18 protein-coding genes and 2 pseudogenes are annotated in these 24,865 nt (G+C 39.3%); 14 read left to right on the forward strand and 6 right to left on the reverse strand.

All coding sequences use genetic code 11. The features are described 5' to 3' along the window. Positions 1-113: 113 nt before the first annotated feature. From AC1DOK_RS10545 to AC1DOK_RS10585, 9 genes and pseudogenes are all read left to right on the forward strand, one after another. Positions 114-797 (forward strand): ABC transporter ATP-binding protein, encoded by a 684-nt coding sequence (locus AC1DOK_RS10545; protein ID WP_477554229.1) that lies wholly within the window; start codon positions 114-116, stop codon positions 795-797. Beyond that, positions 794-3,403: an ABC transporter permease gene (locus AC1DOK_RS10550; RefSeq protein ID WP_477554230.1), complete on the forward strand. Its 2,610-nt coding sequence runs from the start codon at positions 794-796 to the stop codon at positions 3,401-3,403. The genes AC1DOK_RS10545 and AC1DOK_RS10550 overlap by 4 nt, the downstream gene beginning before the upstream one ends. 248 nt (positions 3,404-3,651) lie before the next feature. After that, positions 3,652-4,941: a DEAD/DEAH box helicase gene (locus AC1DOK_RS10555; protein WP_477554231.1), complete on the forward strand. Its 1,290-nt coding sequence runs from the start codon at positions 3,652-3,654 to the stop codon at positions 4,939-4,941. A 56-nt stretch (positions 4,942-4,997) separates the two neighbouring features. Then, positions 4,998-5,657 (forward strand): M48 family metallopeptidase, encoded by a 660-nt coding sequence (locus tag AC1DOK_RS10560; protein ID WP_477554350.1) that lies wholly within the window; start codon positions 4,998-5,000, stop codon positions 5,655-5,657. A gap of 261 nt (positions 5,658-5,918) precedes the next feature. Beyond that, positions 5,919-6,056: pseudogene (locus AC1DOK_RS10565) on the forward strand (YiaA/YiaB family inner membrane protein); the annotation flags it as partial. A gap of 84 nt (positions 6,057-6,140) precedes the next feature. Beyond that, positions 6,141-6,332: a YiaA/YiaB family inner membrane protein gene (locus tag AC1DOK_RS10570; RefSeq protein WP_477554351.1), complete on the forward strand. Its 192-nt coding sequence runs from the start codon at positions 6,141-6,143 to the stop codon at positions 6,330-6,332. 344 nt (positions 6,333-6,676) lie between these two features. Then, a complete protein-coding gene (locus AC1DOK_RS10575) occupies positions 6,677-8,005 on the forward strand; it encodes an FAD-dependent oxidoreductase (protein WP_477554232.1) in 1,329 nt (442 codons plus the stop codon). Between the two features lie 159 nt (positions 8,006-8,164). After that, positions 8,165-8,767, forward strand: coding sequence for a DUF2087 domain-containing protein (locus AC1DOK_RS10580; RefSeq protein ID WP_477554233.1), 603 nt, complete (start codon positions 8,165-8,167; stop codon positions 8,765-8,767). 82 nt (positions 8,768-8,849) lie between these two features. Beyond that, a complete protein-coding gene (locus tag AC1DOK_RS10585; RefSeq protein WP_477554234.1) occupies positions 8,850-9,800 on the forward strand; it encodes an acetylxylan esterase in 951 nt (316 codons plus the stop codon). 93 nt (positions 9,801-9,893) lie between these two features. Here AC1DOK_RS10585 and gnd read toward each other — a convergent pair whose 3' ends face one another. The 5 genes and pseudogenes from gnd to tlp form a co-directional block, all read right to left on the reverse strand. Continuing rightward, positions 9,894-11,297 (reverse strand): decarboxylating NADP(+)-dependent phosphogluconate dehydrogenase, encoded by a 1,404-nt coding sequence (gene gnd / locus AC1DOK_RS10590; protein ID WP_477554235.1) that lies wholly within the window; start codon positions 11,295-11,297, stop codon positions 9,894-9,896. A 74-nt stretch (positions 11,298-11,371) separates the two neighbouring features. Then, positions 11,372-12,719 (reverse strand): annotated as a pseudogene (locus tag AC1DOK_RS10595) (GntP family permease). A 29-nt stretch (positions 12,720-12,748) separates the two neighbouring features. Further along, entirely contained in the window at positions 12,749-14,290 is a 1,542-nt protein-coding gene (gene gntK / locus AC1DOK_RS10600; protein WP_477554236.1) for a gluconokinase, read from the reverse strand. Further along, positions 14,287-15,015: a GntR family transcriptional regulator gene (locus AC1DOK_RS10605; protein WP_477554237.1), complete on the reverse strand. Its 729-nt coding sequence runs from the start codon at positions 15,013-15,015 to the stop codon at positions 14,287-14,289. Before AC1DOK_RS10605 ends, gntK begins: the two co-directional genes overlap by 4 nt. 226 nt (positions 15,016-15,241) lie before the next feature. Beyond that, a complete protein-coding gene (gene tlp, locus AC1DOK_RS10610) occupies positions 15,242-15,457 on the reverse strand; it encodes a small acid-soluble spore protein Tlp (RefSeq protein WP_477554238.1) in 216 nt (71 codons plus the stop codon). 67 nt (positions 15,458-15,524) lie between these two features. On the opposite strand from tlp, the gene AC1DOK_RS10615 reads away from it, so the two are divergent. The 5 genes from AC1DOK_RS10615 to AC1DOK_RS10635 all read left to right on the forward strand — a co-directional run bounded on the left by AC1DOK_RS10615 (position 15,525) and on the right by AC1DOK_RS10635 (position 22,218). Further along, entirely contained in the window at positions 15,525-16,100 is a 576-nt protein-coding gene (locus AC1DOK_RS10615; protein WP_477554239.1) for a hypothetical protein, read from the forward strand. A 10-nt stretch (positions 16,101-16,110) separates the two neighbouring features. Beyond that, positions 16,111-17,043 carry a serine hydrolase domain-containing protein gene (locus AC1DOK_RS10620; protein ID WP_477554240.1) on the forward strand — a complete coding sequence of 311 codons (933 nt, stop codon included), beginning with the start codon at positions 16,111-16,113 and terminating at the stop codon, positions 17,041-17,043. Positions 17,044-17,152: 109 nt separating this feature from the next. Next, positions 17,153-18,244 carry a threonine aldolase family protein gene (locus AC1DOK_RS10625; protein ID WP_477554241.1) on the forward strand — a complete coding sequence of 364 codons (1,092 nt, stop codon included), beginning with the start codon at positions 17,153-17,155 and terminating at the stop codon, positions 18,242-18,244. A gap of 365 nt (positions 18,245-18,609) precedes the next feature. Further along, positions 18,610-20,490, forward strand: a complete 1,881-nt coding sequence (gene htpG / locus AC1DOK_RS10630; protein WP_477554352.1) for a molecular chaperone HtpG — start codon at positions 18,610-18,612, stop codon at positions 20,488-20,490. A 231-nt stretch (positions 20,491-20,721) separates the two neighbouring features. Further along, on the forward strand, positions 20,722-22,218 hold the full coding sequence (locus AC1DOK_RS10635) for an arylsulfatase (protein WP_477554242.1): 1,497 nt from the start codon (positions 20,722-20,724) through the stop codon (positions 22,216-22,218). Positions 22,219-22,332: 114 nt separating this feature from the next. Here the strand turns inward: AC1DOK_RS10635 and AC1DOK_RS10640 are convergent, their stop codons facing one another. Next, positions 22,333-24,657: a helix-turn-helix domain-containing protein gene (locus tag AC1DOK_RS10640; RefSeq protein ID WP_477554243.1), complete on the reverse strand. Its 2,325-nt coding sequence runs from the start codon at positions 24,655-24,657 to the stop codon at positions 22,333-22,335. Between the last annotated feature and the right edge of the window lie 208 nt (positions 24,658-24,865).

The raw sequence follows: 24,865 nt of genomic DNA on the forward strand, positions 1-24,865 counted from the left end.
GATTCGTGATTTCAGAATAAACGTTAAGTGACTATATTGTCATTTAACAGTCACTTGATAGTCATTTTAGGCAGATATACTAAACCCATTACGAGAATCGTGGAGGTTTAACAATGGAAATCTTAAAAATAGAACATCTGTCTAAAATGTATGGCAAAGGCGAAACAGCCGTAAAGGCACTTGATGACGTTTCTTTTTCAGTAAAAAAAGGTGAATTTGTCGCCATTATTGGCCCGTCTGGCTCTGGGAAATCGACGCTTCTACATATGCTTGGAGGTGTGGATAGACCAACAGACGGCAAAGTATTCGTTGATAACACAGACATTTATAGCCTGAATGAAACGCAGCTTGCGATCTTTAGGCGTAGGCAGATTGGCCTGATTTATCAGTTTTATAATCTGATTCCAGTCCTGACGGTTGAAGAGAATATCACGCTGCCCTTGCTGCTTGATGAACATAAGGTGGATCAGAGGCAGCTTGGCGATATAGTGAAAGCATTAAATCTGCAAAACCGTTTAAATCATTTGCCCAATCAGCTTTCCGGCGGACAACAGCAGAGGGTCTCAATAGGCAGAGCACTGATTAGCAATCCTGCTATTATGCTGGCAGACGAGCCAACAGGCAACCTCGATAGCAAGAATAGCGGTGAAATCATTGATTTATTGAAAATGTTTAATCGAACCTATAATCAGACGTTGATCATCATTACCCATGATGAACGGATTGCTCTGCAAGCTGATAGAGTCATTGCGATTGAAGACGGGAGGATCGCCAAGGATGAGGTGATCCGTCCATGAATATTGTCAATAAACTAACGATAAGGCATTTAAAGCAGAACAAAAGACGGACGCTTGTCACCATTATTGGTGTCATTATATCCGTTGCGATGGTGACGGCTGTTGCAACTCTTGGCGTCTCTTTCATGAATTTAATGCAAAGGCAGACGATCGCAGACAGCGGAGAATGGCATGTCCTGTACAAAGATGTGAACAAAGCGCAGCTTGAAGCGGTTAAAGACGATGAGGCAACTCAGAAGATGGTGATCTCAAGAGATCGTGGCTATGCCCCTTTAGAAGGGGGACGCAATCAAAGTAAGCCCTATTTATTTATCAGGGAATATAATACACAGGGCTTTGAGCAGTTTCCGATTGAACTAAGTCAGGGAAGACTTCCACAAGCAAGCAATGAAGTTGTTATTTCTGAGGAAATTGCATCGGGAGCTAAAGTGGAATACAAGATTGGTGATACGTTAACACTCGAGGTTGGAGAAAGATTCGCAGAAGACGGTGAGGATTCGGAGCGAGCGCTCACACAGAATGACCCCTTACGACTGGTGGATGATAAGAATACGGAAATCTTAAATAATAAAAGTGCGGCAAGCTATACAGTAGTAGGTGTCATCAAGCGTCCGACATGGGAACAGACCTGGGCTCCTGGTTATACCATCCTATCTTATGTTGATGAAAGTCTAATTGATGCTGTTGACAAGGTGAATGCTACGGTTGTCTTAAATAAGATCAACAGCACCTTATATACGCATGCTGAAGATTTAGCTAAGGCAAATGCAATCGATAAAGAATCTATTATATTTAACAATGATTTATTGCACTATTACGGCTTAACAAATAATGATGGCTTGCGCAGCACGCTTTATTCATTGTCTGCGATCATTATGGGGGTCATTATTATTGGGTCAGTTTCGTTAATCTACAATGCATTCGCTATTTCCGTCTCAGAACGTTCACGTCATTTAGGGATGCTTGCAAGTGTGGGAGCGACCAGAAGACAGAAGCGAAACTCGGTATTTTTTGAAGGAATGATCATAGGCTTGATCTCGATCCCCATTGGCATTATTTGCGGTCTTGTGGGAATTGGCATAACCTTTATGTTCATTAACTCCATGATTCAGGGAGCATTAGGATTAACAGAGAAATTTATAATGATCGTTACACCTTTATCAATAGTAGTTGCTTGTGCGGTTTCGATCCTGACCATTTTCATATCCACGTATCTGCCAGCCATGAAGGCTTCCAAGATCTCTGCTATTGATGCAATCAGGCAAACAACTGATGTTAAACTAACTGGCAAAGCTGTCAAAACGTCCAAGCTCATTCGGAGGCTTTTTGGAATTGAAGCGGAAATCGGCTTGAAAAACTTAAAGAGAAATAAACGTAGATACAAGGCAACCGTGTTTTCACTTATCATCAGCATTGTTCTGTTTTTAGCAGTATCCTTCTTCACCTCCAGTTTGACCAAATCGCTTGCACTCTCACAGGATGGTGTGAATTATGACATTCAAATCTATATGGGTAGTAGAGACACAGCAACCAATGATCAATTGATCCAAGCCATAGCAACCCTGAAGGATGTAACAGAAGCTAGTGTTATACATAAACTGGGTGTAACCTCTTGGATAGAAGAAGCATCAATTGCACAAGAGTTGCAAGAGCGGGTGAAGATGGATAATAGAATGCTTGAGAATGGAAAATATCCTTACCATATTCAGGTTAATGCACTTAACGAAGAGAGTTTGCGAGCCTATGCTAGAGCAATTGGTGCAGATTACGAACAGCTAGTTGACCCCGAACAATTAGCCGCGGTTGTAATTGATACGACAATTTACGAAGATATGATGGCAGGGAAATATGTTGAAACAAAAGCCATAAATACGAAGGTTGGCAATAGTATTGATTTAATTTATACAGGTGGAGAAACAGAAAAATGGATAGATTTAAATAAAGTGAAGATTGCTGCTTTGACAGATCAACTCCCTATGGGTATTCATTCTGAAGGAGTAGGTGGGTTAAACATCATTGTTTCGGAACAGGTCATGAATCAACTGATTGACGATAAAATAATGAGCGAAATTCAAACCTATATCTACCTCAAAAGTACGGATCCAATGAATACACAACGGCAAATTGAGGAGATAAAAGAAGGTCATATGTCTGTTTATAATGTGTACCAAAGCAGACAGCAGGAAGAACAGATGATTATGCTCATGTCCGTATTTACTTACGGTTTTATCGTATTAATTACGTTAATATCGATTGCGAATATATTTAATACGATTTCTACGAGCATTTCACTTCGTAAACGAGAATTTGCGATGCTCAAATCGGTTGGTATGACACCACAAGGCTTTAATAAAATGATGAATTACGAAAGTATCTTTTATGGCATAAAATCGCTGCTTTATGGGCTGCCAATCAGTGTAATCATCATGTATTTGATCTACAGAGCATCGATGAACAGCTTTAACTATAAATTCATACTTCCATGGACAAGTATGCTATATGCCATTGCTGCTGTATTCGTCATTGTTAGTTCAGCCATGCTATATTCCAGTTCAAAAGTAAAAAGAGAAAACATTATTGATGCATTAAAGCAGGAGAGTATATAGGTTAATATTTGTACAGAGGCTTCCTTTGAGGGAAGCCTTTTTTCTGCAGAACTGACGGAACCAATCGTGGATTTCCAGATCGATGAAGATGGCTATCCGAATACCAAGCTTGTATTTTTTTTTGCTTATTTGTGTTATCCTTATTTGTTACGACATAAAGGGATGGCTTATAGAGACACAACAAGACAATAAGAATAGCTTGTAGTTACGTGATTAAGAATATATGTAGTTCATATTAAGGAGACACAATGACATTTAATGAATTGAATATAATACCCGCGATTTTAAAAGCTTTAAGTAAAGAGAACTATACTTCGCCAACACCGATACAGGAGCAGGCAATCCCTGCTGTGTTAGCTGGCAAAGATTTATTAGGAGTCGCTCAAACTGGAACAGGCAAGACTGCTGCATTTGCTGTACCTATTATCCAATTATTAAGCGCTGAGCAAAGTAAAACGACTGTGCGACGTGTTCGCTCATTAATTTTAACACCAACAAGAGAACTTGCTTTGCAAATATTTGATAACATCGAGGCGTATGGACAATACACTGGTTTGCGTTCAACAGCCATCGTTGGTGGTGTTTCGCAAAGAGCGCAGGAGCGTTCGCTCAAGCAGGGTGTGGATATTGTAATCGCTACACCAGGTAGACTCATCGATCTTGTGAATCAGAAGAGTATTGATTTACAATATGTCAAAATACTCGTACTCGATGAAGCTGATCGCATGTTAGATATGGGCTTTATTCATGATGTGAAAAGAATCATCAGTAGACTGCCCAAGCAAAAACAAACGCTTTTCTTCTCGGCAACGATGCCGTCAGAAATCTCGAAACTGGTCAAATCACTACTGGTTAATCCAGTTAAGGTAGAAATTACGCCAGTATCTTCTACTGTAGATCGGATTACGCAATCGGTTTATTTGGTTGATAAGGGAAACAAGCAAAATCTATTGAATAAGCTTTTGCAGGATAAATCCATTGTTTCGGCACTTGTCTTTACTCGTACTAAGCATGGTGCTGATCGTGTTGTAAAGGAACTGACCAAAGAGAAAATTTCTGCTCAGGCCATTCATGGGAACAAATCTCAGAATGCACGCCAGAATGCACTCAGTAACTTCAAAAGTGGTGCAACTAGGGTGCTCGTAGCGACGGATATCGCAGCAAGAGGAATTGATATTGATGAACTATCACATGTGATCAACTTCAACCTTCCTAATATCCCAGAAACCTACGTTCATCGAATTGGTCGTACGGGTAGAGCTGGACTCAGTGGAAAGGCGATTTCCTTCTGCGAAGTAGAAGAAATTCCGTATCTCAAGGATATTGAGAAATTAATTCGCAAGACAATTCCAGAGGTAACAGATCACCCTTACCCAATGATGGGGGCAGCTCAGCCTATAAAGGTGGAGGTATCATCAAAGCCAGCAGCCAAAAAGCCTGCTAAACCCAGGACAAATCCAGCACGTAAGCCTAGATCTGAGTGGTTCACCAAAGGAAGAAAAACAGGCTCAGCAAACGGAAAACAATTTAACAAATAGTCATACCATTTGGAGGTATGATAGATAGAAATTATGGTATAGAAACGACGGGTGTTATGAAATTTGAATTTGACAATCATACAATAGAATTTAATGTTCAATATGGAAAGAGAAAGAAAATATCAATTCATATCGATTCGATAGGTTTCATAACGGTTAAAGTTCCTAATGGTACAAATGAAGAGAGCATTATAAGCGCTATGGAACATCAAGGTAAATGGATACTTGAGAAATTACAACATATTGCAGCTGCCCGTGAATCGATAACCCTTAAGATCAAAGAGTATCATGATACAGGGAAGTTCCTTCATCTTGGCAAAGAGTATTCTCTTCATGAATTAATAGAGACGAATGAGTTAGAGGAAGAGGAGCTCAAAAAAAATCTCAAGAAGTTCTATATCGCAAGCTGTAAGAAAGTTATAGGAGAACGAATCAAAATATATCAGACGCAGCTAGGGGTAAGACCCAAAAGCATTGAGATTGTAGAGTCTAGAACCAAATGGGGGAGCTGTAGCTCGGATAGGAATCTAACCTTTAACTATCGTCTAGCAATGGCTCCAATAGAAGTTATAGATTATGTGATCATCCATGAACTATGTCATCTTCTTCATATGAATCATGATAGATCATTTTGGAGACGTGTTGGAAGTGTTATGCCAGATTATAAAGTAAAGGAAGAATATTTAGCTCGTTATGGGCGTTCAATGACACTGTAAAAATGACGGTTACGTAATATACATTCAAAGGGTACATTGATTAAGACTGACTTCGAAAGGAGTCAGTTTTTTTGCGTATCACTAATATCTACTCTTAGTATCAGGTTCTAGTACAAAATAGTACTTTTAGTACTGTCATTTTAAGGGAAATGTTGTAAAATGATATTATAACCAATTATGGGAGGCTCATACATGGAAATTATACCAACTCGCAAGAAGCCAGACTTTTATCGTCGTCGTAATACCCCTACGTTTTCATTTATGGCTTGGGCGTCATTTGTCTTGGCTTGTGGGTTTGAGTTCGTAGGCATTTACACGCTGAAACAGCCCTTATCTGTACAGGGTTACTACGCAGTTACTGGAGTTCTTCTAATCATTACGTCGTTCCTCTTGCAGAAGGTAGCTAGGGATAATGACGAGGATAAGTTCTTAAAGGAACAATCTCCGAACCACAGATATAGAAATACTTCAGCGTTCTCCTTTATGGCTTGGGCTGGTTTTATTCTCGCGGTTTTGGCTCAATACATCGGATTGTATACGTTAGAAGAACCTTTTTATGTAAAGGGTTACTATGGCATCGCTGGCGCATTTCTCATTGTTTCCTGTATAGTGTTGCAAAAGACGATACGCGATAACGAAGAAGATGATGTGTACCTTAACCCGACAGAAGAATAAAGATTTTATGTTTCGTTAATAGAGCCGCCCTTCCTCCCTAAGAGGTAAGGGCGGTTTGTGTATGTAACAAAGAAATAGCTTATCGAATCGTTTAAGTCTGCTTTTAGTTAAATTATACCAATCTATTTAACGTGTTTGTGTTTTTTTTCACAATGATTTATAATCAGTATTATTAGCGATACAAAATTGTCAATGAAATATGTCACGGGCATTTCTTCCAGTAGGATTGGCGTTCCGTCTTCTGAAGACGAGGCATACGGTACTTTTTGTTCTTTTGATTGTGAATCATTTCACAAGATTGTTTGCTAGTTATACTAACTTGCACATACTAGGAGGGCTTATTCATGAAAGTAGTAGTAATCGGGTGTACACACGCAGGAACATCAGCCATTGTAAATACAGCCAAGCTTTACCCAGAAGCAGAGATCACGGTATATGAGCGTAATGATAACATTTCTTTCTTGTCCTGCGGAATCGCACTATATGTAGGTGGAGTAGTTAAAGACCCACAAGGCTTGTTCTATTCATCTCCGGAGCAGTTAAGGGAACTTGGCGTAACTATGAATATGCAGCACGAAGTCATTTCTGTGGATACAGCTAACCAAACATTGCGTGTTCGGAATCTTTTAAAGAACGAGGAAATGGAAGAAACCTATGATAAGTTAATCGTAACGACAGGGTCATGGCCAATTATGCCAGGCATTGAAGGCATTGAGTTGGACAATATTCTACTCTGCAAAAATTTCAATCACTCCAATACGATTATCGACAAAGCCAAAACAGCGCAAAATATCGTTGTCGTCGGCGCAGGATATATTGGTATTGAGCTCGTTGAGGCTTTTCAAATGAATGGCAAAAAGGTTACGCTGATCGATAGCTTTGACCGTGCTTTGAATAAATACCTGGACCCAGAATTTACTGAGGTTGCTGAGAAAGCTTTGACTGATCACTCTATACGCCTTGCTTTGGGGCAGACTGTAACTAAATTTGAAGGTGTTGACGGCAAAATATCGAAGGTCATTACTACCAAAGGAGAATACGAAGCTGATCTGGTTATTCTTTGCATCGGATTTAGGCCCAATACTGAACTGCTCAAAGATCAAGTAGATCGATTGGATAACGGCGCAATAATCGTCGATGAATATATGCGTACTAGTAAGGCGGGTGTGTATGCCGCTGGCGATAGTTGTGCAATTAAATACAACCCGACAGGCGAGCATGCTTACATCCCTCTTGCTACTAACGCAGTGCGAATGGGTGCTTTAGTGGCGCACAACTTAGTAAATCCAACTATTAAATATATGGGTACGCAAGGCACCTCAGGCATTAAAATATATGACTACAACATCGCATCGACTGGTTTGACAGAAACTGCGGCTATTTCCTTGGGTATGAATGTGAAAAACGTTACAATAGCAGATAGCTATCGTCCTGAATTTATGCCAACTGCTGAATTAGTTACTTTCAAAGTCGTTTATGATGAAGCAACTCGAATCATAGTCGGAGCACAAGTGATGTCCAAAGTCGATTTGACGCAATCTATCAATACTATCTCGGTTTGCATCCAGAATCGGATGACTATCGATGCGCTGGGATTCGTTGACTTCTTCTTCCAGCCCAATTACAACAAACCATGGAACTTCCTGAACGCCGCAGGACTTCAGGCGATTTAACAAAAAATAAATACTAAGACACGGAGTTCAAATTCCGTGTCTTTTTGCTGTTCCAACGCAAATCTTTGAGTTGACAGATTATTACGATTATAATATCATCTAATTTAGCGATTATTAAATTAGATGATTATCAAATCAGATAGGGGGGTTGATTGACTTATGCAATTGGAAAAGGTGGTCAGCTATCATAAGGCGCTTGCAGACCCTACAAGAATAAAGATTTTAATTCTGCTCGCTGACGGGGAACTTAATGGTCAAGTGTTGGCAGAAAAGCTGTATGTTACACCTGCAACAATAACGCATCATGCGACGAAACTGCGAGAAGCTAGTCTGATTAACGAGCGAAGAGATAAAAATACGATTTATTTTTCATTAAATCATTACTTCATCAAGAATAACGCCACCGCCACCGAAAATTTGATTTACAAAAAAAATAATTCCAAAGGAGATGCGGACACTGTGAATGATGACCATAAACGAATGAAAGACTCTGTCATTAGAAACTTCTTCACATCCGAAGGGGAATTGAAAAGTGTACCTGCTCAGCTAAAGAAGAAACTTATTGTGCTAGAGCATCTAGTGTTGAAGTTGAATAAAGGACAGAAGTATACCGAGAAGGAAATCAATCAATTTATTAAAAGTTTCCATGAAGATTTTGCAACGATCCGGAGGGAATTTATCATGCACCAATTTATGTTTAGGGAGAATGAAATTTACGAGCTGAATCCACAAGAAATGTGGGCAAAATGGAAGGATCTATAATGACGACTGTAATACGAAATGGTTTTATCATTTAAAATATTTAGAATAATAATTCATAGGTTATAAGGAGTCGACTAACGAAATGAGTCATGCGATATCTAGAAAGATTAAAGACCTTGAGAAAATATCTCCACCATTAACGTCTCAATCAGATCTCGATGAATATTGGGATATAACGTTGAAGCAATTTGCTTCCAAACCTCTGAATTCAAAGAGGACTCTTGTGGAAACGCCATTTACTTATATGGAAGTTTATAAGATAGAGTATGAAGGCTTCGATGCAACACCAATTCATGGCTGGTATTTACTTCCAAAGTTTTCGCGTGATGAGAAGCTACCTTGTATTGTGTATTATCATGGATATTCGGGAAGCAAAGGATATCCAGAGGAATACGCTCCCTATATTCTGATGGGAATGGCGGTATTCGCAATCGATATTCGGGGCCAAGCTGGGGAAACGGGCAATTTGATTCCGCAGGATTATGGGATGACCAAGGGCTGGATTACGCAAGGAATTTTACACCCCGATACCTGTTACTACAAAGCGATCACGATTGATGCTATTAAAGCATTAGACCTAGTTAGTGAACAACCAGAGGTTGATCATACTCGCATCTGCGTATCAGGCGTGAGCCAAGGGGGCGGATTGGCAATGATTGCAGCAGCCTTGTCGGACAAACCGGCGATCGCGGTGGCCCATATCCCGAATATGTGTCAAATGGATTATGGAATAATGAATTCAAGCAGTTCCTTAACGGAGGTGGCATCGTTCATCGAACGGTTTCCCGAACAACTGAACAAGGTGATTGAGACGCTTAGTTATTACGACAACATGAACTTGGCTCATCGAATACACATCCCCCTATTCGTGACAGTCGGTCTGAAGGATCTAATCACGATGCCGGAGACGATCTATGCTGCCTATAATCGTGTCAAATCGGAGAAAACGATCATTCCATATCCATTCTCTGGACATACCGTTACAGGAGATCATAATCGTAAAGCCATAGAGTTCATCAGTAAGCACTTCTAAGGGCTCATGTATTTTCAGCAAAAACTGGCTGGTGTCAGGCACCAGCCAGTTTTCTTATAGGTATCTGATACCAAGTGATTTTGTCACAATTGATTATTGCCAGTCTGTGTGAAAGAATCCTTCTGAATCATTTCGTTCATACGTATGGGCACCAAAATAATCGCGTTGTGCTTGCAAAAGGTTGGCATTTGAAATGCTTGTCCGATAACTATCGTAATAGGTAAGCGAGGTACTTAAACACGGAAACGAGATACCTGCATTGATACCCTCACATGCAACTTTTCGCAATCCGACTTGGTACTTTTTGATTTTTTCCGCAAAATAGGGTGCGATTAATAAATTTTTCAGATTCGGTTGTGCTAGATAGGTTTCACTTATTACGTTTAAAAATTCCGCACGAATGATACAGCCACCACGGAAAATTAGCGCAATATCTTTTAAAGGCAAATTCCAGTCATAAAGTTCTGAAGTCATTTTATATTGGGTAAATCCTTGCGCGTAAATGCACACTTTACTCATATATAATGCTTGTCTTATATACTCAATCCACAAATCTTTTTCTAAAATCCGATGATCATGCTCTGGGGCCGCTAGTATATTTTCTGCATAGACCCGTTCTTCTTTTAAGGTAGACAGGTAACGGGCAAACAATGACTCTGTAATGATTGATAATGGTATACCATTATCAATTGCTTGAATGCTTGTCCATTTCCCAGTGCCTTTTTGGCCTACTTTATCAAGAATTGCGTCTATAAGTGGCAAGCCCGTATTTTCATCTTTTTTTCTTAAAATCTTGGCTGTGATTTCGATCAAATAACTTTTTAGTTCTCCTTGATTCCATGTTTCAAAGATGTCAGCAATTTCACTAACAGGCAAGCATAACCTTTCCCTTAAAAAAGTAAAGGCTTCGGCAATCAGCTGCATATCTGCATACTCAATCCCGTTATGGACCATTTTTACAAAGTGACCTGCACCTTTAGGACCCATATAAACACAGCATGGATCATCTTCAACTTGGGCTGCTATTTTTGTGAGGATAGGCGCTACTTTGTCATATACATCTCTATCTCCCCCAGGCATGATTGATGGTCCATTTAAAGCCCCAACTTCACCACCAGAAATACCAATTCCTAAATAACCGATTCCTTTAGACTTCAAATCATCATACCTACGTGCAGTATCCTTGTAATGGGAGTTCCCACCGTCCATGATAATATCGCCTGACTCAAGAAAAGGAAGGAATGAACGAATCACAGAATCTATCGCTTCGCCAGCTGTGACCATAAGAAAAATCTTCCTTGGGGTTTTTAAGGACTGAACAAAATGTTGAATTTCGTAGTACGGGTAGATATGTTGTTCATTATTCTTTTGTATAAGTTGATCGGTTAAATCCCTTGTGTAATTATAAACAGCTACTTTTTCATCTTTACTAGCCATATTTAATGCTAGATTGCTGCCCATTACTCCTAAACCAATGACACCAATTGTATTACGCATTTATTTCCCTTCTCCTTTAATCATTTATAACCTATCATGGGTGATGAACAATCAGCTCGACTAGATCATTCACCTTATACGAATAAACTTAGTAATAGGATAAACCCTAATCCAGTCACAGAAATGATTGTCTCAAGTAATGTCCATGTTGAAAATGTTTCTTTCATAGTCAAACCAAAATATTCTTTAAACATCCAGAAACCAGCATCATTCACGTGTGAGGCAATTAAGCTCCCTGCTCCAGTTGCAAGTACGACTAAGCTTAAGTTAACGTCGGATTGACCTAACATCGGAATAACTAAACCAGCAGTTGTTAAAGATGCAACGGTAGCAGATCCTAAGGAAATCCGTAAAATTGCTGCGATGATCCATGCAAGTAAAATTGGTGATAATGAAGTTCCTTTGAATAACTCGGCTACAAAGTCACCTACCCCGCCATTAATTAATACTTGTTTGAAAGCACCGCCGCCTCCAATGATTAAGAGCATCATACCAATATGTGTAATCGCTGTTGTACAAGAATCCATGATAGTTTTTATCGGAATCTTTCTTGCTAGTCCCATTGTATAGACGGCAACCAATAAGGATATTAACATGGCAGTCGATGCATCACCAATAAAACGGATAATTTCGAGTACACGATTATCTTCAAATCCCATCGTTTTTTGAAGCAAAGTAACAACTGTAGCTATCGACATTAAAATAACCGGAAGCATTGCTGTAAACACACTGATACCAAAACTAGGTGTGTCTTCAAGTTTAAATACTTTTTGTTCACCTAAAGAGGCAATATTACCAGTTTTCGTAAATGATTCAGGTACGAGTTTTCTCGCAAGCTTTGTAAATAAAGGCCCAGCAATAATGACAGTTGGAATGGCGATAATAAAACCGTAAAGTAATACTTCGCCAATGTTTGCACCATATTCACCAGCAATTACTGTTGGTCCTGGATGTGGTGGCAAGAAACCGTGTGTCACGGATAAAGCAGCTGCCATCGGAATGCCGAGATGTAAAATAGAAACTTTTAATTGTTTGGAAATGGCAAATACAATTGGAATTAATAACACTAAACCTACTTCAAAGAATAAGGCGATACCTATAATAAATGAAGCAGCAACTACAGCCCACTGAATATTTTTTTCTCCAAATTTGTGGACTAGCGTCATCGCAATTCGTTGAGCGCCCCCTGAATCTGCGATTAACTTGCCTAGCATCGCACCAAGTCCAAAGATTAATGCTAAATGACCAAGTGTTCCGCCTAATCCGGCTTCAATCGGTTTTGACAATTTCACCTAGTGGCATCCCAAGTGATAAAGCAACGCCGAACGAAACAATGATTAATGAAATAAATGTGTTTAATTTGAATCCCATGATTAATACTAGTAATGCTAATATCCCAACCGCTACAATAACCAATGGCATAGAGATTCCTCCAAAAATTATAGTTTTATTTATGATTTATTTATTAAGCTTCTTTGATAATTTGCAATCCGTGTATATTCTTCTTCTAATATTCTAGATAAATTAATAAAGATCGGTAATAATTGCCTATATTCCCTTGCAACTTCTTCTTTAGGTACATGCTTGTGGGTACTGCCAATCATTTCAGAAACGATATCAAATGATTCGATTTTCCCTGTGGCGTATAGACCTAAAATACAAGCACCTAGACACGAGCTTTCGTAGCTTTCAGGGACGACTACTTCCAGATCGAATATGTCGGACATCATTTGCCGCCAAACATCCGACCTTGCAAAGCCCCCTGTTGCCTGAATTCGGGTTACAGGCCCTTCCATGCATTCCATTAATGCTAGAAATACTGTGTATAAATTGTAAATGACTCCTTCTAAGGCTGCTCGAATCATATGTTCCTTCTTATGTGACAGCGTTAATCCAAAAAATGAGCCACGTACATCTGGATTCCATAAGGGCGCACGTTCACCTGCTAGGTATGGATGGAATAACAATCCATCAGCACCTGGTCTGACACGTTCAGCAATCTTTGTTAATACTTCGTATGGATCAATGCCCAGTCTTTTAGCGGTTTCTACTTCTGAGGATGCAAATTCATCCCTAATCCAGCGAAGGACCACCCCGCCATTGTTAACAGGACCGCCAATGACCCAATGATTTTCAGTTAATGCGTAGCAAAATATTCGCCCTTTTTCGTCTGTTTGCGGCTGATCAATAATAGTTCGAATGGCACCGCTTGTACCGATTGTGACCGCAATCTCGCCTTTTCCAATCGCATTTACACCTAGATTAGAAAGTACTCCATCACTTGCGCCAATGACAAAGGGAGTTTGTGGATCGATGCCAATCTGTTTAGCTAATTCTGGATGACAGTTGGTAAAAATCTTAGTTGTTGGTACGAGATCCGATAATTGTTCTCGTGTTACTCCCGCAATTTTTAAGGCTTCTTCGTCCCAATCCAAGTTTTTGAGATTCATCATACCCATTGATGAGGCCAGGGAATGATCGACAATGTATTGATCAAAAAATTTTTTAAAAATATATTCTTTAATTCCAATATATTTTTTAGCTTTGGCTGCAACTTCAGGATGTTCATTCACAATCCAACAAATTTTACTTAATGGTGACATGGGGTGAATTGGTGTTCCCGTTCGTTTGTAGATTTCATGCCCATTTAGCTCATCTTTTATTTTATGTGCCCATGCTTCACTTCGATTATCTGCCCAGGTGATGCAAGCTGTCAGGGGTTGGTCATTTTCATCAATGGCAATGACACTATGCATCGCACTACTAAATGAAATAAACGATAACTTTTTTTGAGAATGCTGGATCATTATCTTTGAAATGGCGTGTAATACTGCCTGAAAAATCTCTTCAGGATCTTGTTCAGCTGTCGAAATATCAGGTGTGTAAAGTGGGTAACCGATATTCTCTTGCCCAATGACTTCGCCTTTTTCAGTAAATAAAACAGCTTTAGTACTTGTCGTACCAATGTCGATACCTAACATATAGCTAGTCATTTTTCTTTCTCTACTCCTTTAGATAGCATTTGTTGTGACATCCAAAGATCTTCTACTTTACCTTGAACATCATCAAAGTTTTGATGTAATGATTGAACCATGAGGTCTCTATTCTTTGTATCTATCGCTTCAATATACAGCTGATGATTTTTCACAATCCGTGCAAAGTCATCGTACTTTTCCTCGCAACGGACGCGCATCGATAAAAGAATGAAACCCTCCATAACGGGTTTTGCATTATTCCATATCATCAAAATATATGAATGATTAATCGCCCGAATAATCGTTTCATGGAATAGGACATCCTGGTATGAAAATTCATCAGGGTCGCGATATTTTATGGCGATTTTCATCATTTCAAGTATTTTACTAAGTTCCCTTACTAGCGCTTTTGTGTCTATTTTTACAAGTCGTTCAAATACAAATGTTTCAATGAGTAAACGGACATCGTAAATTTCTTCAATTTCTTTCTCTGTTAAACCAAGGACAACTGCACCCATTCTTTCTAAGCGAATCAAATTTTCAGATGCAAGTGTTTTTAGTGCTTCACGAATCGGTGAACGACTCACCTCAAAATCTGCAGCTAATTTATTTTCCGATAATATGGAACCGCTTTCAATCAAGCCGGAAATAATCCGCATTCTAAGCTCGCATGTTACACGATCACCAGTGGAGGCTTTTGAAAGCCATTTTGCAGGATAAAGAAATTCCTTTGATTCGGTCATATATTCACCTTCTTTTTAGAATGAAGTATACTTGTATACAAGTATTATAAAACAGATTTTTGAAAATGCAAGCGCTTTTTTAGAGACCAAAGAGTGATACTTTTAGACAGATTAGCTGTAATTGTTATCGATTGGGTCATCGTTGCAAACTGGACGGCAGAGCTTTTAAAAAAATAAGCAGTTTCATCCGATATCGGAATAACTGCTTATTGTTTGCATGAAATTGTTATTGCCCTAGTTCGTCTTGCTTCTCAGCCTCAAAGGAATCGATGCTTTCTTGGCGACGCTCGTTCTTGGCTTCAATTGCTTGTCTTTCCTGAGGTGCTATTTCACTCGCATGCTCATCAAGGTAATCTTGTGCTTCTTGTAGATTAGCTTCTGTGTTTTCGATATGCGCTTGCAGGTGTTCCGCATTGTCTGCACGATTATCTGGTTTGGCCATAGAAATCCCTCCTGTAGATCTTGATAACTTTCTTAAGGTGGCCTTCTGGATACGATTCTATACATTGATGATCAAGGAGACTACTGCTATCATAGAACTGATGTTAGTAAAAATTTACAGATACATGCATCCTGCAGAAAGTGAGAGATTAAATATGAGTGGTTATCCAGATGATATTAACAACTTTCATTCTACAATTATGCGTTTAACAGGAGTTAATGAGATTGAAAGCGGGATCGATAATTTAGAGCCAATAGATAGTGAATTGTTAAAGCTCTCACAATATGCACATTTACCACATGGCACATTATATCGTACGAATGGTGGACTTGTTAATGAGGTATTAATTCAGTTTGAATTTAGGATTGATCGAACGATAGATGGGTTAAATGCACTAGAATTCATTGCTTGGTTTATCAGGGATCGTGGAAGAGGTGGCAACCAAGTCCAACTGCGTCCTTTTGCACTTCCACCAGAATCGCCATACGGAAGACAGCTTGGAACGACTTTAAAATTCCATATTGATTTATTTGTGGATATTCCAGAGGATACGTTAGAACCAGCATTCCTCGCAATTAGAGATATGGATAACGCATTAAAGCTGGCAATGAATTTGTATCAAATTCCAGTGAAATATAAGTAGGTGAATCTATTTGAATATTGAGTCTGAAAGATTAAATCAACTGGAACAGGCAATTAAGAAAGAGAAGATCGCTTCTTGTCTTATTTACCATAGGGGTGAGACTGTCTACCAATACTACAAAAATAAGAAAATGGAACATAAATTGTTTCAAATAAATTCCGTTACGAAGAGTGTACTTTCGGTTCTGATTGGGATTGCGATTGATAAAGGATTAATTGAAGGTATACATACGCCAATTTCACATTACTTCTCTGATGTTGAGGATGAGAAGAAACAGATCACAATCGAGCATTTACTTACGATGGCCCCTGGATGGGAATGGGGTGAGTTTGGAGCATGGGGTGGACGGCCGTTCCCGATGATCAACAGTAAGAATTGGGTTAAATTTATTCTTGAGACGAAGATGGAAACTGATCCAGGTCTTCATATGGCTTATAATTCCGGATGTTCCCATTTATTGAGTGCTATATTGCAAAAGGCGACAAATGGAAAAACAGCTGCTTATGCGGAGAAGGTGCTTTTTCGACCTTTAGGAATCACGGACTATCGTTGGTACGAGGATTCCAAGGGTATTTCAATCGGCGGCTTCGGTTTATGTCTACAAACAGCTGATATGCTAAAAATTGGGCTTATGATGATGGAAGGCGGGGTATGGCTCAATAAGCCTATTGTCTCTGATTCATGGATATCCAGTTCAACATCAGCTAAGTATCATACTTATGATTCCATCGGTTCATATGGCTACCACTGGTGGGTACTGGTGGACGAAAATAGACAGGCCTATGATCCAAATCTGTTTTTTGCAATGGGATACGGCGGTCAATATATCATCGTGTCACCTGAGCATCAATTTGTAGTTGTGTTTACGAGTGAATTATATAATGATACCTTTCTTCCTCTACGTATTTTCAAAAAATACATTCTAGAGGCTATGATTTCATAGGTTTAATCGAATCGTAGTTGGATCCCTAAGTAGATTCTTAATTGGATTCTTAATGATATACTTGTATTAGTATATGTGTATTAACATACATAGAAGGAGCTGTATAAAGATGAGCGGAAGCAATCCTTTGTTAGAATCATTTAATAGCACGACTTATCAAATTTCGGGGCATGGCAAGCGAAATATTCAAGTATTGAAAGAGGCATTAGATCATGTGGATGGAAGCTTGGAAAGTGATATGTATGGTGCAGGTGGGCTGATTGAGAGCTTTCAAGAGAAAATGGCGAACAATTTAGGTAAGGAAGCAGCAGTATTCTTCCCTAGTGGCACGATGGCACAGCAAATTGCCTTACGTATATGGTGTGATCGGAAGGGGCTTAAGAAGGTTGCCTATCATCCGTTATGTCATCTAGAGATTCATGAGCAGGATGGACTGAAGGAGCTGCATCATATCGAGCCTGTTCTGCTTGCAGAACCAAGCCGGTGTATTCAATTGGAAGATGTGCTGAACATGACGGAGGATATTTCATGCTTATTGCTCGAGTTACCTCAACGTGAGATTGGTGGACAGCTACCAGATTATAAGGAACTAGAGGCTATTTCTGCCCATTGCCGTCAGAAGGGGATTAAACTTCATCTTGATGGGGCAAGATTGTATGAGATTCTGCCTTACTATCAGAAGTCTGCCGCTGAAATCTGTTCACTTTTTGATAGCGTGTATATTTCCTTCTACAAAGGAATAGGTGGGATTGCAGGAGCAATTCTAGCAGGGGATTCCGATTTCACGAACGAGTCCAAGGTGTGGAAAAGACGTCATGGTGGAGATCTCATTAGCCTGTACCCCTATATTATCAGCGCGGATTATTATTTCGAACAGAGACAGCATAAGATGGCGCAGTATTACGAGAATGCCAAAGAATTGGCAGGATTGTTCAATCAGTGTCAGGCAATTTCTACAATACCAATCGAACCTGTGTCTAACATGTTCCATGTCCATTTCGATGTACCCAAAGAACAGATGGAAGAGGTTCTTGTGTCTATTTATAAGGAAACAGGAATTGGTTTAGCACATTATTTAAGAGAAACGAGCGAGACAGCTTGTTCTTACGAAGTAAGTATCGGTGATCGTTATGCCAACATACCTAAGGAAGCTTTGAAGCGGGTGTTTGAACTATTGGATCAACGAATGAAGGAAGCTTAAACTAGTCGAGATGCAGCAGAGCGAACAGCTGGTGAAATATGCGTTAGAAACGATTGATAAGGCGTATGCTGTATTTGGTAATAATCCGCTTATAAAATGAAAGAAAATTCCGAGTATTTATCTGATTTGTATGATGTAAACCTTTTAGGTGATCAGTTATTAAATGCAAAAGAGTAGATATGGCGTTATATGTTTCAAAGGGAAATAGTAAAAATCAATACCAGTTTTATATTGACACTAAAAATTAATTTATGTTATATAAAAATAAGAGTTAGCACTCGGGAGGAATGAGTGCTAAAATAGAGCTTGATTCAGTTTATCAAATTGTCCATTACAGTATGTTTATATCGAGAGGAGATCTATTCATGGCCAAGAAGCAATTTAAAGCAGAATCCAAAAGATTATTAGAAATGATGATTAACTCCATCTATACGCACAAAGAAATCTTCCTAAGAGAGCTTATTTCAAATGCAAGTGATGCCATTGATAAAAACTATTACAAAGTTCTAGCTGATAATCAATTGGTGTTCAATCAAGAAGATTATTACATCAAAGTAATGATTGATAAAGCTAATAGAACTTTGACAATCTCCGATACAGGTATTGGGATGTCCAAAGAGGATCTTGAGAATAACCTAGGGGTTATCGCTCAAAGCGGGTCATTAGCATTCAAGAAAGAAAATGAACTGAAGGATGGTTACAATATCATTGGTCAATTTGGGGTTGGATTCTATTCAGCTTTCATGGTGGCAGATGTAGTTACTGTAATCAGTAAAGCTTTCGGTAGTAATGAGGCTTTCAAGTGGGAATCAAAGGGTGCAGATGGATACACCATTGAGCCATGTGAGAAGGATTCAGTAGGTACTGAAATTATTATGGCAATTAAAGATAATACAGAAGATGATCAGTATGATGAGTATCTTGAAGAGTATCGTTTAAGAGCCATCATTAAGAAATACTCGGACTTCATTCGCTATCCAATCAAGATGGATATGAAGGGTCAAAGACCTAAAGAAGGTAGCGACAATGAATTCGAGGAATATCAAGAAGAGCAAACGATTAACAGTATGGTACCGATCTGGCGTAAGAACAAGAGTGAGCTTACACCAGAAGATTATGAGAATTTCTATCTAGAGAAGCGTTATGGTTTTGATAAGCCGCTTACGCATGTGCATATTAAGGCAGATGGAGCGGCAGTATATAACGCGATTTTATTCATTCCGGAGAATACGCCGTATGATTATTACACGAAGGAATTTGAGAAGGGTCTAGAGCTATACTCCAATGGTGTGCTCATAATGGACAAGTGTTCAGACCTGCTTCCTGATTACTTTAGCTTCGTTAAGGGCTTAGTAGACTCCGAAGATCTATCCCTGAACATCTCAAGAGAGATGCTACAGCATGATCGCCAATTAACGCTAATCGCCAAGAATATTAAGAACAAGATCAAGAGTCAGCTGCAAAGCTTGTTGAAGGATGAAAGAGAGAAGTATGTTCAATTCTATAATGCCTTCGGCAGACAGTTGAAATTTGGTGTCTATAATGATTACGGAACGCATAAGGATGTCTTGCAAGATCTGCTTATGTTCTATTCTTCCACAGAGAAGAAGTTAGTTACGCTAGATGAATATGTATCGAGAATGCCTGAGGATCAGAAGTACATCTATTATGCTTCTGGTGAGTCGGTTGAAAGAATTGAGAAGCTTCCACAAACAGAGATGGTATCGGATAAAGGGTATGAGATTCTATACTTCACCGATGATGTGGATGAGTTCGCAATCAAGATGATCGGTACTTATAAAGAGAAAGAATTTAAATCCGTATCAAGTGGCGACCTTGGAATTGAGCCTGATGCAGATGATGCACAATCAGATGAAGAAGTGAACGATAACAAAGAGCTGTTCGAAGCAATGAAGAATGTTCTAGCTGACAAAGTGACGAATGTTAGAGCCTCTAAGCGATTGAAAACTCACCCTGTATGCTTATCTACGGAAGGTGAAGTTACGATTGAAATGGAGAAAATCTTGAAAGCAATGCCTAATAACCAAGGTATTAAAGCTGACAAGGTATTGGAAATTAACGTTAATCATGAAGTGTTTAAGTCACTAAAAGATGCTTATAGTGCAGATAAAGAGAAGCTTAATCTGTATACGAATTTATTATACAATCAGGCCCTTCTAATTGAAGGCTTGCCAATTCAAGATCCTGTACAATTCACGAATGATATGTGCAAAATTATGCTTTAATATATCGCTTAGACGATTCATTATTATGATCGGCTACTAGCTATGTGAGGTACACCCCTTAGAATAATCATTGGATGAACTTTAAGTTATCCGATGATTATTCTAAGGGGTATTTTTATGTTTAAAAGAAGAGTGGAGTCGAATCTATCATTGCACTCCATTCGGGAATGAGCTATCCTTTTGGTATAAATCAGACTTTTTAAAATTTTGCATCAAGAGGAGACGATCGAAATGAAACCAGATACTGAGTCTAAGCAACCCAACATTCTATTAATTACAGTAGATCAAATGCGGTTTGATTGTCTTAGTATATTAGGACATCCAATAGTGGAAACACCTAACCTGGATGAATTAGCTCGAACTGGCGTGCGATTTGATCATGCTTATTCTGCTACGCCAACATGTGTCCCAGCTCGTGCAGCCATTTTCACAGGTCTTAAGCAAGCTAGTCACGGACGTGTCGGCTATCAGGAAAGAGTACCGTGGAATTATAAAACTACGTTACCAGGAGAATTGGCTAAATCCGGCTATCATACACAATGTGTTGGTAAAATGCATGTATATCCTGCGCGTAATCTGCTCGGATTTCATAATGTTGTCTTGCATGATGGTTATCTACACTATAATCGCAATAAACATGATATCGCGGTTCAAGAGCATTATGATGAGGTTGATGATTACTTGCAATGGCTTCGTGGACAAGTTCCAGGAGCAGATCTGCTTGATCTAGGGCTAGACTGCAATGCTTCCACAGTTGCACGACCTTGGACGCTGCCAGAACACCTGCATCCTACGAATTGGACTGTCAGTCAGTCGATAGATTTCTTACGACGTAGAGATCCAAGTAAACCTTTCTTCCTGTGGATGTCATTCGTACGTCCTCATTCTCCACTTGATCCGCCGCAAACGTATTTTGATTTATATAAAGATGCAGATTTTCCTGAACCTGTTGTCGGAGAATGGGCGAAGAAGGAAGATCCGCAATTGAATGGACTCAATCCAATTACTTCTCAAGGCATTGTTCCAAAGCGCCGATTAAAAATGGCAATGGCCGCATACTATGCTTTAATTACACATATTGATCATCAAATTGGTCGTTTTCTGCAGGTGCTTAGTGAATATGGTGAGCGAAATAATACGGTTATTATGTTTACATCCGATCACGGTGAATTACTAGGGGATCATAATTTATTCAGAAAGTCCTTACCTTATGAAGGAAGCGCTCATATTCCTTTTATTGTGAATGATTTGGGAGGCCACATGGACCTAGACAAAGGTTCTGTAGTTTCCGAAGTGATTGAATTACGCGATATTATGCCTTCACTACTAGATGCTGCTTCAACAGAGATTCCAAGCTCAGTAGAAGGGGAAAGCATATGGAAGTTAGCACGAGCTAACAAGGATTCGCTAGCAAGTCCATGGCGTGAATATTTACATGGTGAGCATGTTCAAGGAATTGTATCTAATCAATGGGTAACGAATGGCGAGGAAAAGTATATTTGGTACTCTCAAACAGGTGAGGAACAGTTCTTCGATTTAATACATGATCCTAGTGAACAACAAAATTTAATACATAATCCTAAGTTGCAAGAACGTATTCAATATTGGCGTTCGGCACTCATTCACGAGCTTAAGAATCGTGAAGAAGGTTATGTACAAGATAACAGCCTTGTTGTTGGCCGCAAACCAGTTGCAATCTTATCTCATCTCAGAGCTGAAATCGACTAACCCTAACTGAAAGTGTGTTGGGAGTGTCGCTAGAGTTTGTTTGGTCTACTTATGTACAAAAGGAGCTTGCCTCTTAAGTAGTAAATTCTACTTTAGGCATAGCTCCTTTTCTGCTTATTTCTCCGATTGGAATTGATTACGATACTGTCCAGGTGTAATGCCTTCTATCTTCTTGAAAGCTCGATTGAAGTAGGGAGGCTGATAACCGACTGATTCAGCTATTTCATTGATTTTCATATCAGTCGTAATGAGTAGTTCTTTGCATTTATTCATTTTGACAGCTGTTAAGTAATCCATGTAATTGGAGCCTGTCATTTGTTTAAATGCTTTACTTAGTTGTGAGACGCTTATATTAGCTTCTAATGCAAGGGTTTCAAGTGAAACATGATCCATATAATTGTGTTCGATCTCTGTGATGACCTGATCTACAATTTGTTTCATGGAGTGATGATAACTTTTCTTGAGTAAATCGATATAGGGTCTAATGATTTTGATACGGAACCATTGTATACATTCCTGAGCATCCCGCAGAGCATAAAGCTCCTCTTGTAGTTTCACGCCATCATAAAGGGTATATGGATTGTATCCAGCTTGAAGCATGGATCGATACAAACTGCTCTTTAGACGCATTAATCCTTGATGCACAATCCACTCCGGAGCTGCATCATCTTGTAATACACCAACGAACCTCGTTAACATATCGATGGCTTCCTCTTCCAGACCAAGGTTAAGAGTATGGGTGAATTCTTGTTCAAGCTCAAATGGAAACTCAAAATGCGAATGGACCTGCTCAAGAACTACACTTGCTTCCAGCAGCTGACTGTTCGAATTAAACTTACGATAGTTAAGGGCTCTTCGTGCTTGTTCGAGCACATGAGGAACGTCTGTCCAATGATAAGTAGGACCATTAAGAACGAGTGTTGCAGGAACTCGCAGTAGCTGATCCATCATATTCATCATCTGCGTACATAATTGCATAAGGCTCTGTTTTTCCTCGTCAACTGAATGTGTTGATGGTGGCAAAATCAAAATGAGTGCAATGGAATCATCAATAAAATCAATGGTATGTACGTATGAAGCCGACTCGGCTGCCATTTCATTCATAATATTGCGTGCAGAGTAGGTGAGTAGCTGTTGATCGTAAGGTGTAAGACTCTGGTGTTCTTCACGATGCATGTGCTGCTGATAGACGACAACTGCAAAATGTTTATTCGCAATATCAAGCTGAACGGTATCTAGCTTCTTATGAATTTCCTGCTCGGTTAAATGCACAGTATGTCCCAAAACAAACTGATTAATAAAGGCTTCGCGAACCTTTGGCATGGAAAGATTGAGATGATTCTGTAGCTGCTCACTATTAATTTGGAATTGCTCCCATTTCTTCTCGATAAATTCAATCTCATTATGCATAGAGGATGACTCTGTCTTACCTACCCCAAATAAGTCCATTATTTTACGGATTGGTCGGGACATACGCCTCGACGCGTACCAGCTAAGCGCTAATGCGGCAATAATGATTATACCCCAGTAAATAAACATCATTTGGGTAAAAGGCGCGATAGGCGCCGTAATAGCAGAAGTAGGTGTTCCGGACACGACGGTCCATATTCCACTCATTTTCTCGAATGATACAGTATTAACAATTAGTTTATCGCTTGGCATCGGCACTTGAAATTGTGACTCGCTATCGTATGTCGGCTTACTTGCTGCAAGCTGCTCCGAAATGAGGGGCAATGTATCTTGATATTGTTCACCTTTTGCGGATTGACCGACAATATGACCTTCTCCATCTAGTAGAAATGTCGCTTGATCTGAGCTTTCAATAGAATGTAGTTTATTCGGATTAATATAAAGAACGATAGCGCCATATGGAGTTTGTCCATTAAAGGGGAGTTTCATCACGATTGCGTGTCCTGTGCCTGCTGTAATAAAGGGGCGATCGAGAGTATGCTCCCAGAATATATCGTTATTCCCTTGTAATAGCTTTTGCCACAATGCTGTCTGAGCAGGATCATCTAGAGATCGCAGACCAAGAGATGGTTCTAGTATTTTATTCTGACCTGCTATATATAAGTACGCCTGATCAATCGCCGGATTGGCGTTTTCTATTAACCTTAATGTGTCTAGTAATTGCTGTGTCTCTTCATAGCTGTTCACAAAATCTGCATTTGCGATGTCAGGTTTAAATAACGGCTTAACGACCATGCTAAGAGCAAATCTAGTTAAATGATTGAGTTGTTCGTCTATTTCTTTCGTCGACTGCTGTAAGATGTTTTTATTTTCTTGCTGAAACTGATTGATTAAATATTGATTACCTACGTACAAATATATGCCACTTAGTATGGTCATGGGCAGACAAGTAAGAAGAGTAGCTAACGCAATGTTCCGCCAATAGATGACTCTTCTGGGTGCAATTCTCGCGATCCATTCGTTTATCATAGGAATCTCCTCTCATCCATCTGATATAGATCAGATTAGATAAGCTTAATTATTTCATTCATCATAACGAATAAATCGTCAGAATAAAAGTGCAACTACAGGAAATCTGAAAATATTAAGCTAGTAATCTGAATGGTTTACACCTATTTATCCTTGAAATATAAGGGGGGAAACGTATTCTGAGTCATTTATCAAAAAAGTCTCATAG

The sequence above is a fragment of the Paenibacillus sp. P5_B5 genome (genome assembly GCF_056400365.1).

What these genes read in the sequence shown, in the direction of transcription:
- AC1DOK_RS10545 (WP_477554229.1), top strand. Translation starts at nt 114, where the DNA reads ATGGAAATCTTAAAAATAGAACATCTGTCTAAAATGTATGGCAAAGGC.
- AC1DOK_RS10550 (WP_477554230.1), top strand. Translation starts at nt 794, where the DNA reads ATGAATATTGTCAATAAACTAACGATAAGGCATTTAAAGCAGAACAAA.
- AC1DOK_RS10555 (WP_477554231.1), top strand. Translation starts at nt 3,652, where the DNA reads ATGACATTTAATGAATTGAATATAATACCCGCGATTTTAAAAGCTTTA.
- AC1DOK_RS10560 (WP_477554350.1), top strand. Translation starts at nt 4,998, where the DNA reads ATGAAATTTGAATTTGACAATCATACAATAGAATTTAATGTTCAATAT.
- AC1DOK_RS10570 (WP_477554351.1), top strand. Translation starts at nt 6,141, where the DNA reads ATGGCTTGGGCTGGTTTTATTCTCGCGGTTTTGGCTCAATACATCGGA.
- AC1DOK_RS10575 (WP_477554232.1), top strand. Translation starts at nt 6,677, where the DNA reads ATGAAAGTAGTAGTAATCGGGTGTACACACGCAGGAACATCAGCCATT.
- AC1DOK_RS10580 (WP_477554233.1), top strand. Translation starts at nt 8,165, where the DNA reads ATGCAATTGGAAAAGGTGGTCAGCTATCATAAGGCGCTTGCAGACCCT.
- AC1DOK_RS10585 (WP_477554234.1), top strand. Translation starts at nt 8,850, where the DNA reads ATGAGTCATGCGATATCTAGAAAGATTAAAGACCTTGAGAAAATATCT.
- gnd (WP_477554235.1), bottom strand. Translation starts at nt 11,297, where the DNA reads ATGCGTAATACAATTGGTGTCATTGGTTTAGGAGTAATGGGCAGCAAT.
- gntK (WP_477554236.1), bottom strand. Translation starts at nt 14,290, where the DNA reads ATGACTAGCTATATGTTAGGTATCGACATTGGTACGACAAGTACTAAA.
- AC1DOK_RS10605 (WP_477554237.1), bottom strand. Translation starts at nt 15,015, where the DNA reads ATGACCGAATCAAAGGAATTTCTTTATCCTGCAAAATGGCTTTCAAAA.
- tlp (WP_477554238.1), bottom strand. Translation starts at nt 15,457, where the DNA reads ATGGCCAAACCAGATAATCGTGCAGACAATGCGGAACACCTGCAAGCG.
- AC1DOK_RS10615 (WP_477554239.1), top strand. Translation starts at nt 15,525, where the DNA reads ATGATCAAGGAGACTACTGCTATCATAGAACTGATGTTAGTAAAAATT.
- AC1DOK_RS10625 (WP_477554241.1), top strand. Translation starts at nt 17,153, where the DNA reads ATGAGCGGAAGCAATCCTTTGTTAGAATCATTTAATAGCACGACTTAT.
- htpG (WP_477554352.1), top strand. Translation starts at nt 18,610, where the DNA reads ATGGCCAAGAAGCAATTTAAAGCAGAATCCAAAAGATTATTAGAAATG.
- AC1DOK_RS10635 (WP_477554242.1), top strand. Translation starts at nt 20,722, where the DNA reads ATGAAACCAGATACTGAGTCTAAGCAACCCAACATTCTATTAATTACA.
- AC1DOK_RS10640 (WP_477554243.1), bottom strand. Translation starts at nt 24,657, where the DNA reads ATGATAAACGAATGGATCGCGAGAATTGCACCCAGAAGAGTCATCTAT.